Raw genomic sequence first — 14,043 nt, forward strand, 5'->3', positions numbered from 1 at the left:
CCAGCGCGAGAAAACGAGAAATCCCGATAAATAGACCAGGAGCCGCCCGTGACCGACTTTTTCCAGAATGGATCCATCACCACGCTGCACAATCTCTCCAACCGCCCGCTGGAGGAAATGGAGCGCGAGCTGCTCGAATTCTCCCGCCAGCGCCCCATGTCACTGCTGCTGCCGTCACTCTATTCGGAGCTCGAAGGCGAGGCGCTGCCCAGAATCCTCGACGAACTGGCCCAGGTCCCCTACCTGTCGGAGATAGTGATCGGCCTGGACCGCGCCGACGAATCCCAGTACCGGGACGCGCTGGCGGAATTCACCCGCCTGCCGCAACACGTGCGCGTGCTGTGGAACGACGGCCCGCGCCTGCGGGAGCTGGACGCAAAACTGCAGGAGCGCGGCCTGGCGCCGGTGGAGGCCGGCAAGGGGCGCAACGTCTGGTACTGCCTCGGCTATATCCTCGCCTCCGGCAAGGGCGAGGCGATCGCGCTGCACGATTGCGACATAGTCACTTACGACCGCATGCTGCTGGCGCGGCTGTTCTACCCGGTCGCCAACCCGAATTTCAGCTATGAATTCTGCAAGGGCTTCTACTCGCGGGTAGCCAACGGCAAGATCAATGGCCGTGTCTGCCGCCTGCTGGTTACGCCGCTGATCCGCACGCTGAAGAAAATTTACGGTCACACCGACTACCTGACCTATATGGACAGCTTCCGCTATGCACTCGCCGGCGAGTTCTCTTTTCGCCGCGATGTAATCAACGATCTGCATATCCCCAGCGACTGGGGGCTGGAGATCGGTGTCCTGTCGGAGATGTACCGCAACTATTCCACCAACCACCTGTGCCAGGTGGATATTGCCCACTGCTACGACCACAAGCACCAGGCGGTATCCTTCACCGACGATCACGCCGGCCTGTCGAAAATGTCCATCGATATCGCCAAGTCGCTGTTCCGCAAACTGGCCACCCAGGGCACCGTTTTCTCCAGCGAAATATTCCGTTCCATCAAAGCCACCTATTTCCGCATCGCGCTGGACTTCGTCGAAACCTATCGCAACGATGCCATCATCAACGGCTTTAGTTTCGACATCCACCGCGAAGAACAGACGGTGGAGCTGTTTGCCCGCAACCTGATGAAGGCCGGCCAGGCCTTCCTCGACAACCCGATGGAAACACCGTTTATTCCCAGCTGGAGCCGCATCACCAGTGCCGCGCCCGGCTTTCTGCAGGAACTGCGGGCGGCCGTAGAGGCGGACTTCGAGGAATACAGGAATTAGGTCCCATGGCCCAGAACCCGCTACAAGAATGCGCCCGCGAGGTCGTCCGCAAAAAGCTCTGTGATCACCTGGCGGTGATCTACCCGGACCGAGACGGCCCCGACCTGGCCCGGCAGCTGATGCACGTCATGCGTCTGGATGAGGAGTGCCAGAGCCCGCTGCCACACAAGAACCTGTGGGACGAAACCGACGTTGTGGTGATTACCTACGGCAACACCATTCTCAGCGAGAAGCAGCACCCGCTGGAAGCGCTGCACCACTTCCTCAAAACCCACTTCACCATGCTGATCAACAGCGTGCATATACTGCCGTTCTTCCCCTACTCCAGCGACGACGGCTTCGCGGTGATCGATTACAAGCAGGTGGACCCTTTGCTCGGCGACTGGAGCGACATACTGCGCATCAGCACCGACTTCCACCTGATGGCGGACCTGGTGATCAATCACTGTTCAGCGCAACACCAGTGGTTCGTCAATTTCGAGCAGGGAAAGTCGCCGGGCAACGACTATTTTTTTACGGTCGATCCGAACGCCTCAGATACCAGAGCAGGACTCGCCGGTGTGGTGCGGCCGAGAACCACACCGCTGCTGCGCGCCCTGTCCAGCGGCAGCGCGAGCGAATACGTCTGGTGCACCTTTGGGCACGACCAGATAGACCTGGATTTCCGCAATCCGCAGGTGCTGCTGGAAATGGTCGACATCATCCGCCTGTACCTGGATATGGGCGTGCGCATATTCCGTCTGGATGCCGTGGCCTTTCTGTGGAAGAAGATCGGCACCAGCTGCATCAACCTGGATGAGACCCATGAAATCGTGCGCCTGCTGCGCACGCTGATCGAACACGCGGACCCGAACGCGGTGATCATCACCGAAACCAATATCCCCAACCGGGAGAATCTCTCCTATTTCGGCAATGCCAACGAGGCCCACTGGATTTACAACTTTTCCCTGCCGCCACTGCTGGTGAACACCCTGGTCAGCGGCAACTGCCGGCACCTGAAATGCTGGCTGATGAGCATGCCACCGGCGCAGAACGGCACCACTTATTTCAACTTCATCGCCTCCCACGACGGCATCGGTCTGCGGCCGGTGGAGGGGCTGCTCAGCGACGATGAACAGGAAGTCCTGATTCAGACGATGGAGAATTTCGGCGGGCAGATTTCCTGGCGCGCCCTGGACGACAGCAACAAGAAACCCTATGAAATCAATATTGCGCTGTTCGATGCCCTGAGGGGCACCACCGCCGGCGAGGATCGCTGGCAGATTGAGCGCTTTATCTGCGCGCACGCCATCATGCTGGCGCTGGAAGGGGTGCCCGCCTTCTACCTGCACAGCCTCGTCGGCACCACCAACGACTACGAGCGTATGCTGGCACACGGTCACAGTCGCGCAATCAATCGGCGGCAGTGGCAGGAGGCCGAGCTCAACCAGCTGCTCAGGGATCCGGCCAGCCATCACTATCGGGTTTTCTATCAGCTGCGCCACCTGATCAAACTGCGGCGCGAACAGCCCGCCTTCCACCCCAACGCCACCCAGTTCACCCTGCATCTGGGCGACCAGATATTCGCCTTCTGGCGCCAGAGCATGAACCGGCGGCAGAGCATCTTCTGCCTGAACAATATCTCCGACGAGCCGCAGACGGTGCCCCTGTCCAGCATCAACCTGATCGGCACGGATAAATGGAAAGACCTGATCGGCGATCAGTTATTTGAGGATATGCTGGGGTCGATAACGCTCGAGCCCTACCAGACGCTGTGGCTCACCAACCGCTGGTGAGCGGCCAATGGCAGCGCTGCCGATTTGCCGTACACAGCAAAGGAGCGCCGGCGATGTCTATTCCCCGACCTTCACCCAGTGCCCGTTCGAGTACTGCACTTCGAACCTCGCCCACTGCCTGAACTCGCTGCGCAGACAGAGGCCGGTATCGTAGGCGCCGCTCCCGGCCACGGTCTTGTAGATCACTTCGTCCCTGCCGTCGGCCGTGGACGCATCGTCGATGATCTGGCGGATACTCCAGCGATTGCCGAGTTTGCCATTGCTGTAGAAACGGCCGGGGACGATCGCCGCGGGATGCACGATATTTCTTTCCGCGTGGACCTTGGCCAGTTCCAGCAGCTCGGTCAGCCCCTCTGCGGTAATGTCGACATAGGAGTCCAGTTGCTGAATGGCCGCGGCGAAGTCTTCCTGGGTCAGCTCGTGTTCCCTGTGCGCCGGCTCCGCGCCGGGTGCCGGCTTGTGGCGATGCGCCAGGTGTGCGGGGTAGCGCCGCCACGGGAAGAGATTATTGAAGGTGACGGCAATGAACAGGATCGCCAGCACGTTGACCAGTACCGGAATCAGCACAAAATCGTAGCCCAGTGTCTGCACCTGTGTGCCGCCGATCACCGCCGTCAGCGCCGTGGCGCCCCCGGGCGGGTGGATGCAGCGGAGGTAGTACATGGCCCCCACCGCCAGCCCGACCGCCAGCCCGGCCACCCACAGCGAGTCGGACAGCCACAGCTGGCAGGAGACGCCGATAGAGGCGGAAACCAGGTGGCCGCCGAGCAGGGGCCAGGGTTGCGACAGGGCGCCGTGGGGTACCGCGAACAGCAATACCGCGCTCGCGCCCATGGAGGCGACAATGAAATAGCTGGTCGATACCGCGATCAGGTCCAGCGAGACACTGAAATGGGAAACCCAGATGACCGCCGCAATGGCCAGCATGGCCCCAAGTGCGGATAGCAGCTTTTCCCGATTGCTGGTGCTGTTTCGCTCGATTCCCAGATAGTTCAGGGTTTCTTGGCGCAGAGACTCGAAATCCATAGATTGGCGGCGCGGATGCGGAGGGGCCGGAATCTTATGGATATTCCGCGCGGGGCGCAAATCCTGCGGATTCAATCTCACTGGCAGCCGTCGCAACGGCTGTCGCCGGGACCACCCGGTTGCGCCCCTGCTGCTTGGCCTCGTAGAGCCGCTGATCGGCCTCGCGCACCAGCTCATCGAGCGATCGCTGGGCACTGCGCTGGGCCGCGCCGAGGCTGACCGACAGGGTGACGACGTCTGCGCCCGCGACCAATCGGTGACTGCCAACCGCCCCGCGCAAACGCTCGGCAAACAGGCAGGCCTGGGCCAGGGAGGTTTCCGGCAGCAGAATCACGAACTCCTCTCCGCCCCAGCGCGCCACCCTGTCCCCCTCGCGGCAGCATCTGGCGAGCAACTCAGCCACCATCACCAGGGCGCTATCTCCGAACTGGTGACCGTAGCGGTCGTTGATTGCCTTGAAGTGATCGATGTCCAACATGATGACGCTGATCGGCCGCCGGTGACGCAATGCGGTACTCCAGATGCCGGCTGCATCCCGATAGAAGCCGCGGCGATTGGGCAGCCCGGTCAGCGCATCGCTGCGGGACAGCCGCTCCGCACTTTCGAGCGCATCGCCCTGCGAGCGCATCTGGCTGGCGAGTGCCAGGGACAGCAGGGTCGCCTCCAGCATCATGCCAATCTCGACGCCGTGAAATGTCGCGGCTGTCATCGGAATCACGCCTCTGACAGACAGGGTCGTGGCGGCCACGCCCAGCATGCTGCAAAGCGCAGCGCCGAGAAAGAAACGCCCCTCGCGCTGCCCGTGCCGGATCGACAGCACCCCGAGACACACCATGGCGACGGAAAAGAGCGTGACGAAATTAAAGGCGAGCAGCGCCGCATCCACATGGCTGTCCGTCCAGATAAATCGCGTCATCAATATCAGCGCGGCCAGGCACAGCGCCATCACCCACTGCCTGGCGGTGGGCGCGTGCTCGTGCAGTTGCAGGAAACGGCTGGCAAACAGAAAACCGCAGCAGCCGTAGACGACCATCAGCGCGAGGATCACATAGCGCTGGAAGCCCACAGTCTCCGGCCACCACCAGCGGAAACCGTGACCGCTGTAGGCGCTGCACATGGCGATAAAACTCAGCAGATAAAGCGCATAGTAGAGGTAGCTGCGGGAACGGAAGCCGAGATACAGCATCAGGTTGTAACAGATGAGTGCCAGCAGAAAGCCGAACAGCAGGCTGTAGCCGTATTGGACATTGCGCTCACTCGCGGCCGCCTCGTCCGCCGAATGCAGCCGCACCGACAGCACGAACGGATCTGCCGTTTGCACACGAATAAAGAGCTGGCTGCGCCCCGGTGGAAACTGCACCGGCAACCGGTAACCCATGCCGGGCACCAGTTCCGCACCGGCGGCCTGTGCATCTCCGGCCCGCAAGGAGCGGAGCGGCCGGCCGTCCTGCACCAGGTAGACGTGCAGGTGATCCATCCAGGTCTTGCCCAGTGTCAGCAGCTTCGGCACCCAGGCTTCACCCGCATTCTGCACTTCGAGCTGCATCCACACCGGCGGCGCGCCGATGCCGTAACTGGCGATGGCATATTCTCCAGGAGTGAATTCGCCCCGCTGCCAGGCCCGGACCGCGTCGGCGAGTCTCAGGGGTGCGCCGGTTTCCACGAGAAACTGGGCCTGGCGTCCCAGCGGCGCACTGCTTTCCCGGTCGAGTGCCAGCGGTTCCGCCCGGGCGGCGCCGGCGCAAAGCGAGGCAATAAGGATCGCGAGCAGGACGCCGCCGCGGAGCCCCATAGCGATAGCGGATAAAGCGGCGATAGCGGATAAAGCGGCGATAGCGGGCAACGCGGCGATAGCGGCGGCAGCGAATCTGGCCAAGCCGTACCCGCAAGCCCCGGCGCTCGCCCGGATCGCAGGAGTGTCGCTTTCGCTGATGCGCTTGCCTATCGACATTGGTATTTCATTTGTCGGTGGATCTCGGAGAAGCAGTACATTAGGCCGAGACCGGCTCGAGAACCGGCGGCACAATCCGGTTTCGGCCGCGGCGCTTGGCCTGGTACAGTCGCTCGTCGGCAGCGGCCACCAGGTCGTTTATGCCGGCCTCTGCCCGCAGCTGCGCTGCGCCGAGGCTGACCGTTAGCGGCGCCCCGTGGATATTGACCGCAATCCTGCTGCGCTCGATATCACTGCGGATGCGCTCACCGAAAGCCGCCGCCTGCACGATGTCGGTCTCCGGTAGCAGCAATACAAACTCCTCGCCGCCCCAGCGCGCCAGGATATCCCCCTCCCGACAGCTCTGCGCCAATAGACTCGCCACCTGCTGCAGTATGCGATCGCCGAAGTCGTGTCCGAAGCGGTCATTGAAGTGTTTGAAGAAATCGATATCGAGCAGAATCACACTCAGCGGCCGACCGTGGCGCACCGCGGTGCTCCACCGAGGCGCGGCATCGTCAATAAATGCCCGCCGGTTCAGCAGCCCGGTCAGGCTGTCGAGGCGGGCCAGCTGTTCGGCCCGGTGCCTGGCCTGACTCTGTCGACGCATTTGGCTGCCGAGTGCCAGGGACAGCAGCACCGCCTCGAGCACCAGGCCTATTTCGACCGCGCTGATACTCCACACATTCGCCGCGATGAATCCGAAAGCCGTGAGCAAACCGATCGCCAGCCCCAGCATGCTGCAGGTCACCGCGGGCAGGAAATAGCTCGCGCTGGTCGCGTCGCGCCTGCGGGCGAAAACGCCGAGCCACACCATGCCGAGCGCAAATACCGCGAAGGCGCCGTACGCGAGATAGACCGCCGCGTACAGTTCCTTCGCGGCGATGAACAGCGCCATGACCGCGGCGGCCAGCAGTGAGATTCGCCCTATCCAGCGGTTCGCAGTGGGAGCCATGTCGTCGAGGTGCAGAAATCGTGCCGCAAACAGGAACCCGCTAGCGGCAGTCAAAGTCATGGCCGCGAACAGCGCGTAGCGCTGAAATTCCGTCTGCTGCGGCCACCACCAGCTGAAGCCGTGCCCCGTGTAGACCAGACTCAAGGCCGCGAAACTCAGCATATAGAGCGCATAGTACAGGTGACTGCGCTCGCGCAGCCCCCCGTACAGCATCAGGTTGTAGAAGATGAACGCGAGGAGAAAACCGTAGAAGGCGCCGTAGCGGTAGCGAACCGCCTGCCTGTCCGCCGCGAAGTCCCGCTCCGTCAGCAGGGATACCGGCAGCAGAAAGGACTCGGCGGTATGCGCCCGCACAAAGAGTTCACTGCGCCCGGGCATCAGCTCGAGAGGGAACACATAACCCATGCCCGGTTCCAGATGGCGGGCACCCGGGCCTGCATCCCCGCCCTGCCAGTGCTGCTGCGCGCCATCCCGGTGCAGCAGATAAACCTCCAGGCTGTCGAGCCAGGGCAATCCCAGCAGGAGGTGATAATTCAGCGGCCGCCCGCTGGCGTTGGTCAACACCAGATGCATCCACACGGGGGGGGCGGCGATGCCGAAGCCGGCCGTAGTGCGGTCCTGGGTACGAAAACTGCCGCGCTGCAGGGCCCGCTGCGCGCCATCGAGTTCCAGTGGCGAGCCCCGCTCCGGCAGATAGCGGGCGCGATTGCCGAGCGGGCCACTGCTGGCTCCGCTGACGACGACACCCTCGCGCTCACCCTTGGGGGCGGGCGGCGCCGCCACCGCGGCCCCGGCAAGGTACAGGAGCAGCAGCGCCCACACAGGCATCACCGCGCGCGCCAGACAGCGGCGCGCCCCCATCGCCATGGGGGCCGGGACACCTCGGCGATTGTCACTCGCTAGGGGCGTTTGCAAGTCGGTGGGCCTCTTGTCCAGGTCGGTGCAGTGCACCGGACCTGATGTCCGCCGCCGTGAAGCGTCGGTGACTCAGAATTTATTGTTGGTGTTGATGACCGCGGCCGGCATCTCCGTGCCCGATGCCGATCGACCAATACCCGGGCCGAAAGAGTGTAAGCCCCAGTGACGGTGCCGGGTAGGAAACGGGCGCGAAATTCAACCTACCACGGAACAAGCCCCGTCAACAGCTGGGAATTTATCCAACCGATACCGCAGCCGGCCAGCACAGGAGGGAGATACCGCGGCGCGCGAAACGCTAGGTCGCGTCGGCTATTTTCTGCGCGGCGCCGGCATGGCGCCCGATCCGCACCTCGTTGCCCTGTCCGGGCAGGGCTGGAATATTCTGCGCCAGCAACAGCGAGACGGCGGCCATGGCCGCCCCGCACCAGAAGACCGCTGCCGGCGATGCCAGCCACAGAAGCCCGAACAGCACCGGGATCACCACCGCGGCGATATGGTTGATGGTAAAACTCACCGCGGCGGAAGCGGCGATATCCCGCTCGTCGACAATCTTCTGGAAATAGGACTTGATCGCGATGGTCATCGAGAAGAACAGGTGATCGACAATGTACAGCGCGGCGGCCGCCGTGGCGCTCTCGGCCAGTGCATAGCCGCCGAACACCAGTACCAGGCCGATATACTCCACCGTCAGCGCGCGGCGCTCGCCGAAGCGAACGATAAATTTGCCAATGTGCGGCGCGACAAACAGGTTCAGCAGGTGGTTGAGTGCGAACAGCAGCGCGATATCGCCGACGCCGTAACCGAATTTTTCCACCATCAGGAAGCCGGCGAATACCACAAAGATCTGCCGGCGCGCACCGCTCATAAAGGTCAGCGCATAGTAGAGCCAGTAGCGTTTGCGCAGGATCAGTTTCTTGTGCTGGCTGTGCGCCTGGGGGAAGCTCGGAAACAGCAGCCAGAGCAGTATCACTATCGCAATGGTGATACCGCCGCCGAGCATATAGATCCAGCGGTATTCCAGCCCCAGCCAGTCGGAGGTCAGCCACACCAGTCCGTAGGCCGCCAGCGATGCCAGCGAGCCGGCCGCCAGCATGCGCCCGAACCAGATCGCCGAGGTCTTCTTTGGCAGCCACTGCAACGCCAGCGAGGTCTGCAGCGACTCGTAATAGTGAAAGCCGGTGGACATCACCAGCGTGGTCAGCAGCAGGCCGGCAGTGCTCGGGAACCAGCCGGTGAGCGCAACCCCGATGCCGGTGGCGATCAGAGCCAGAAACGCCAGCCGCTGCTCGCGGATCAGCAACAGCACGAAGATCACGGTAAAGGCGAGAAAGCCGGGAATCTCGCGCACGCTCTGCAGCAGGCCGATATCCGCACCGGTAAAGCCAGCGCGCTCGATGACAAAATTGTTCAGCAGCGCCTGCCACACACCGAAAGACAACGGCATGGCGGTGGCCAGAAACAGCAGCATGATTTCGGCGCGACGCCAGTTGTGCAGTCTGTTCATGAATAACTTCTATCGGAATGGCAGGTATGGCCGCCGGGGGCTCGCTCGCGCTACTTCGCAGCGGGGACTGCAGCCGGTTCCCGTCGAGGCGCGACATTCTAGCGCGGAAAGATGCACGACTGCGGAATCTGCCGGCAGACATAAGGCCGGCGCGACAGCATTGAGCGCTCACAGCCTGCAATTATTTAAGCTGCGACCGGCCCTCCAGGTCCAGCACGCGCGCCGTATCGCGCAGCAGCCTTGCCGGAAGACGCCGCAACCGCTCCCTCCACGGGGCTTTTTGCTGCATCCCACACGCTGCCAATGCGGTGGTTCTGTACTTTGCACTGCCGGTGAACCCGGTTTAGGTTACTCGCCGCCGTTGACTTCCACCCCGCGCAGCGCACCGGAAAACGCCACCAGCACAAACGCAACCAGACTGAGAATTCCGGCCCACATCAAGGTGGTCAGCGGCGCCGCGTACTCACTCAATACGCCGGCGGCCAGCGCGCCCAGGGCCGCGGAGCCGAACAGGGCCAGCTGGTAGATGGAAATGATACGGCTGCGGTATTCCGCCGGTGCGAACAGCTGCACTATGCCGCGCCCCAGCGCCGCAGATGCGGCGGCAACGCCGCCCCAGCAGATGCACAACAGTATCAGCCCCAGGGGTGTGGGACCGAAGCTGATCGCCAGCAGCAGCGCCGCGCTGTACAGCAGGCACATCAGAATCCCCCGCCCCGGCGCGCGGCCCTGGCCGCGACGCAGCATGGTGACGGTGGCCCCGACGGTACCGGCAATGAAGGCGAGCTGCAGGGTCGCATAGTAGCTGGCGCCGCGTCCGTCCGTGCCACTGAATTGCGCCGCCAGCAGCGGCAGCACCACGAGGAACACACCGATGTGCACGAAGCCGTTGAATGCCATCAGTGCGATCAGCTCGCGCAGCGCCGGCCGGCGCCAGGTCTGCGCCAGCCCGTCGAGAATAAGCGCGTGAGGCCTTTTCCCCTCCTCCGGCACACTCGGTTTTTTCTCGCGCAGCGCGAGCAGAATCACGGCCGCGAGCAACAGTACCGCCGCCTGTATGCCGAGCAGCAGTTGCGGCCCCCACTGGTCGAAGCGGCTAGCGAGCAGCATGCCGATCGCCTGGCCGCCGTACTGGGCCAGCATCATCCAGGTTACCGTCTTCTGCACGCGGCTCTCGGTGGTGTGGCCCTCTCTGTCGCGGGCACTGCGTTGCACCAGATTGTCCCGCGCCGGCTGCAGAAATGCGGTACAGACGCCGAGGCAGATACCGTAGAGCAACAGCACGGCCAGATTGGGGATGCGGTAGGAAAAGTACAGCAGCAAGCCGCCGTGGCAGAGCGCCAGGCCGAGACAGGCCAGCGCCGACACCACGGCGGAGTCGCGCCGGTCCGCCAGCGCGCCGCCCAGCAGCAGGAACAGCAGATTCGGCAAGAGCACCGCGGCCTGCACCCAACCCAGGTGCAGGGCCGGCAGACCCACCACCGCCACCGCGATCCAGGGCAGCAGAATCACCTGGAGGCCGGTGGCCAGCGAAGTGCCACTGTAGCCGAGCAGAAATTTTTGCAGTCGCGGGGGCATATTGAGCGATTGGTGGTTAATGTTTGGCGGTTGGTGATGCGTGGTCGCTGGAGACTTTCCCGCCAGCGCTCCCCGACCACTGACCACGCGCAAAGGACCACTGACGCAGCAGCCGGCGCAGCTGTCTCACGGCGGCCGGGTCCTCACCGTAGGCCGCCTTCTCGAAAGCGGCGGTAATGCGCTCGGCCATCGGTGCCAGCTCGGGTCTCTCCCCGCGCACGCGGCGGGCGAAATCCCCGGGCGCCTCGCCGGGGCGGCGCTCGATACCGGCGCGGGCCATGCGCCGGCAGAATCTCTGATACAGGCGGCTCGCCGGTGGCAGTCGCCGACCGCGCCCGCCGACCCAGAGCCACAGCAATATACCCGCGAGCGCCAACAGCACCGGTGCCGCGATCAACGCCGCCAGGCGCAGGGGGGAAACTTCACCGAGGATCCGCTGCAACAGATTCTGCTGCTTGTCGCTGTCGAAACTGATCACTGCCTGGTACCAGCGGTAATTGATCATGTCCCACTGCAGGCGCAGCCGATTGAGCACCGAGATGCGGTGCAGCGGCAACAGGGCGTCCCGCATGAATTCGTCGGCGGCGGCGCTCTGCAGGCCATCGCGGATGCGCTCCGGTGATACGGCGGCGGTGGGATCCACCCGCTGCCAGCCGCGCCCGTCGAGCCAGATTTCCGCCCAGGCGTGGGCGTCATACTGGCGCACCAGCAGGTATTCCTCCCGCTGCACCCACTCGCCGCCCTGATAGCCGGCCACCACCCGCGCCGGCACGCCGGCGGCGCGCATCGCGAATACATAACTGCCGGCAAAGTGCTCGCAGAAGCCCTGCTGGCTATCGAACAGAAATTCGTCCACCGAGTCCTCTGCCAGCGCCGGCGGCTGCAGGGTGTAGGTAAAACTGCGCTGGTAGAACGCCAGCAGTCGCCGCGAGATTTCCTCGGCATCGAGTCCGGACTCGCGCAACTCTTCCGCCCAGGCGCGCGCGCGCGGGTTGCCGTCGCGCGGCAGCTGCAGATTGCGGCGGCGCTCGAACTCGCTGAGTTCGCGCACTTCGGTCAGGGTCTCCCGCGGCCAGGAGCGCACTTCGTAGGCGAAGCGGGCGTACACCGGGCTCTTATTCACCAGGCGGTCGTCCGCGGTCTCGCCGACGCCGCGGGTGTCGGAAACGGGCCGCGCCAGGGCGAACAGCCAGGAATTGTTGGTGGCCTCCTGAATCACCCGGTAGCGGTAGCGCGGACCGACTTCCGGCAGTGTCTGCTCGCGGCCGTTCCAGTGCACGACACCGCCCTCGAGCGGATCCACGCCAAATCCCTGGCTCCAGCGGCGACCGTCAAAACTGGAATAGACCAGCCCGCGCCAGTAGCGCTGCTCCGGTGGCGGCACCGGGCCGTCGAAGGAAATGCGCAGGGCCGGCTTGTCGGACTTGGACAGGCGGGTGAAATCCCCCGGACTCATCGAATCGCTGATGCCGGTACTGGCGCCGGACGTGTTCTGCGGCACTGCCCACAGTGGCCCCAGGCGCGGCATCACGATAAACAGCAACAGCATCAGCGGCACCGCCTGCGCCAGCAGTTTCAGCGACAGCCCCAGGGCCCGGCCCGGGCGCGCGCTGAAACTGCCCAGCTGCGCCGCCAGTGCGGCAGTGATGACCACGACACAGACGATGCCGTACAGGGCATAGGGAATCGTCTGTTCGTACACGAACAGGGTGGCGGCGACGAAATAGGCCAGCAGCAGGCTGAGGAAAGCGTCGCGACGGCTGACCAGCTCCAGGTTCTTGAGCGTGAAGGACACGGCCAGCAGCGCCACCATCGGCTCCAGTGCAAACCAGCGCCGGTAGGAGAGCGCGAGACCGGCGACCGCGAGGGCTACCGCCAGCAGCTTGACCGCGCGCCCGGGCAGGTCGCGGCGCCCGCGGTAGACCTCGAGGCGCCAGTAGACGGCGAATGCCCAGGCGCAGACGATCCACAGCGGCAACTGCGCGAACTGGGGCAAGAGCGCGGCGAACTGGGCGGCGAAGATCCACAGCAGGCTCTCGCGGGGCAGCATTTCCCTCGGCTGGGTCATCGCGCCCCCTTTGCCGGAACGCTGACCGGAAAAAGGGCCAGCGCAGTCAGTACCCGCTGCAGGTGATCGGGCCCCTGCGCCGGCGTCAGCGTCGTGCCGGGTATGCGCAGGCCGTAGGCGGTGTTGGCCCGCTCCGCCTGCAGCGCCCAGTGACACAGGTTGCCGAGGCGGGTTTCCACATCGCGCCCGGCGAGCAGGTCCCACTCCAGCCACAGGCGCGCATCGGCCTGGCTCTCGTAGTCCTTGCTGTTGAGGTCGCGGCCGGCGGCGTACTGCTTCCAGGCCAGGTGGCGCAATGAATCGCCCGGCTGATACGCCCTGAGGCCGGCGAAGTCATCGCCGCCCCGGCGAGTCTCCCCTGAATCCCCTTCGCCCAGGGCGGCGCCTGTCGGCAGGGGACCGGCGGCGACAGGGCGCGGGTAGACCAGGAACTCGATGTCCAGGTCCACCAGGCTCCAGCAGCGGAAGAGTCCCAGCGGAAAGCGGCTCTCGACCGTCAGCCGCGGCGCCCGCACCCGGCCGCGCCGGACCACCGGCAGCGCGACACAGATTTCGGCGCTGTCGCGCTCGACCAGTTCCAGGAAAACGCCTGGCTCTCCATCCCCGCCCGCGTCCCCGGTCCAGCCGACCTGCAGCCACTCGCGCGCGCGGCTGCCGCTGCGGCTGACGTATATCTCGGCCTCTGCGTAGTCGCCGGCAAAGGCGGGGCGCACCGCGAGCAGCCGCAACTGCAGACCGGAGAGGTTGGCGAAGGTGTGCACCGGCAGCACTGCGAACAGACTGACGAGCAGAAAAGTCAGGGCGAAGACCAGGTTGTTTTCGTAGTTGGTGCCGAGCAGCCACAGCAGTACGACGACCAGCAGGAAGGCCATGCCGGCGCGCGACGGCAGTATGAAAAGCTTGCCGTGATCCAGGGTGACGCTGCGCGACGGCGGCGCGCGGCGCTGCAGCCAGCGCTGCACCAGTTCGCGCCAGCGGTCGCTGACAGGTCGGACAAGACTGCTCGCGAAGCGCATG

9 protein-coding genes are annotated in these 14,043 nt (G+C 64.3%); 2 read left to right on the forward strand and 7 right to left on the reverse strand.

Annotated elements, in window-relative coordinates; genetic code table 11:
* The first annotated feature begins 48 nt into the window (after positions 1 to 48).
* Both RRF64_RS05945 and RRF64_RS05950 read left to right on the forward strand, forming a co-directional pair.
* A complete protein-coding gene (locus tag RRF64_RS05945) occupies positions 49 to 1,272 on the forward strand; it encodes a glycosyltransferase family protein (RefSeq protein WP_323844904.1) in 1,224 nt (407 codons plus the stop codon).
* A gap of 5 nt (positions 1,273 to 1,277) precedes the next feature.
* The gene (locus tag RRF64_RS05950) at positions 1,278 to 3,047 is read left to right on the forward strand and encodes an alpha-amylase family glycosyl hydrolase (protein ID WP_323844905.1); all 1,770 of its coding nucleotides are present in this window, start codon (positions 1,278 to 1,280) and stop codon (positions 3,045 to 3,047) included.
* A gap of 57 nt (positions 3,048 to 3,104) precedes the next feature.
* Here the strand turns inward: RRF64_RS05950 and RRF64_RS05955 are convergent, their stop codons facing one another.
* The 7 genes from RRF64_RS05955 to RRF64_RS05985 form a co-directional block, all read right to left on the reverse strand.
* Positions 3,105 to 4,073 (reverse strand): HPP family protein, encoded by a 969-nt coding sequence (locus RRF64_RS05955; protein ID WP_323844906.1) that lies wholly within the window; start codon positions 4,071 to 4,073, stop codon positions 3,105 to 3,107.
* A gap of 34 nt (positions 4,074 to 4,107) precedes the next feature.
* Entirely contained in the window at positions 4,108 to 5,949 is a 1,842-nt protein-coding gene (locus RRF64_RS05960) for a diguanylate cyclase (RefSeq protein ID WP_323844907.1), read from the reverse strand.
* A gap of 115 nt (positions 5,950 to 6,064) precedes the next feature.
* Entirely contained in the window at positions 6,065 to 7,825 is a 1,761-nt protein-coding gene (locus tag RRF64_RS05965) for a sensor domain-containing diguanylate cyclase (RefSeq protein ID WP_323844908.1), read from the reverse strand.
* Between the two features lie 346 nt (positions 7,826 to 8,171).
* The gene (locus tag RRF64_RS05970; protein ID WP_323844910.1) at positions 8,172 to 9,380 is read right to left on the reverse strand and encodes an MFS transporter; all 1,209 of its coding nucleotides are present in this window, start codon (positions 9,378 to 9,380) and stop codon (positions 8,172 to 8,174) included.
* A gap of 348 nt (positions 9,381 to 9,728) precedes the next feature.
* On the reverse strand, positions 9,729 to 10,958 hold the full coding sequence (locus tag RRF64_RS05975; protein ID WP_323844911.1) for an MFS transporter: 1,230 nt from the start codon (positions 10,956 to 10,958) through the stop codon (positions 9,729 to 9,731).
* Positions 10,959 to 10,974: 16 nt separating this feature from the next.
* A complete protein-coding gene (locus tag RRF64_RS05980) occupies positions 10,975 to 13,026 on the reverse strand; it encodes a transglutaminase TgpA family protein (RefSeq protein WP_323844912.1) in 2,052 nt (683 codons plus the stop codon).
* A complete protein-coding gene (locus RRF64_RS05985; RefSeq protein WP_323844913.1) occupies positions 13,023 to 14,042 on the reverse strand; it encodes a DUF58 domain-containing protein in 1,020 nt (339 codons plus the stop codon). Before RRF64_RS05985 ends, RRF64_RS05980 begins: the two co-directional genes overlap by 4 nt.
* Position 14,043: the final 1 nt, after the last annotated feature.

The organism is Microbulbifer magnicolonia, assembly GCF_035117725.1.
Classification (GTDB): domain Bacteria; phylum Pseudomonadota; class Gammaproteobacteria; order Pseudomonadales; family Cellvibrionaceae; genus Microbulbifer; species Microbulbifer magnicolonia.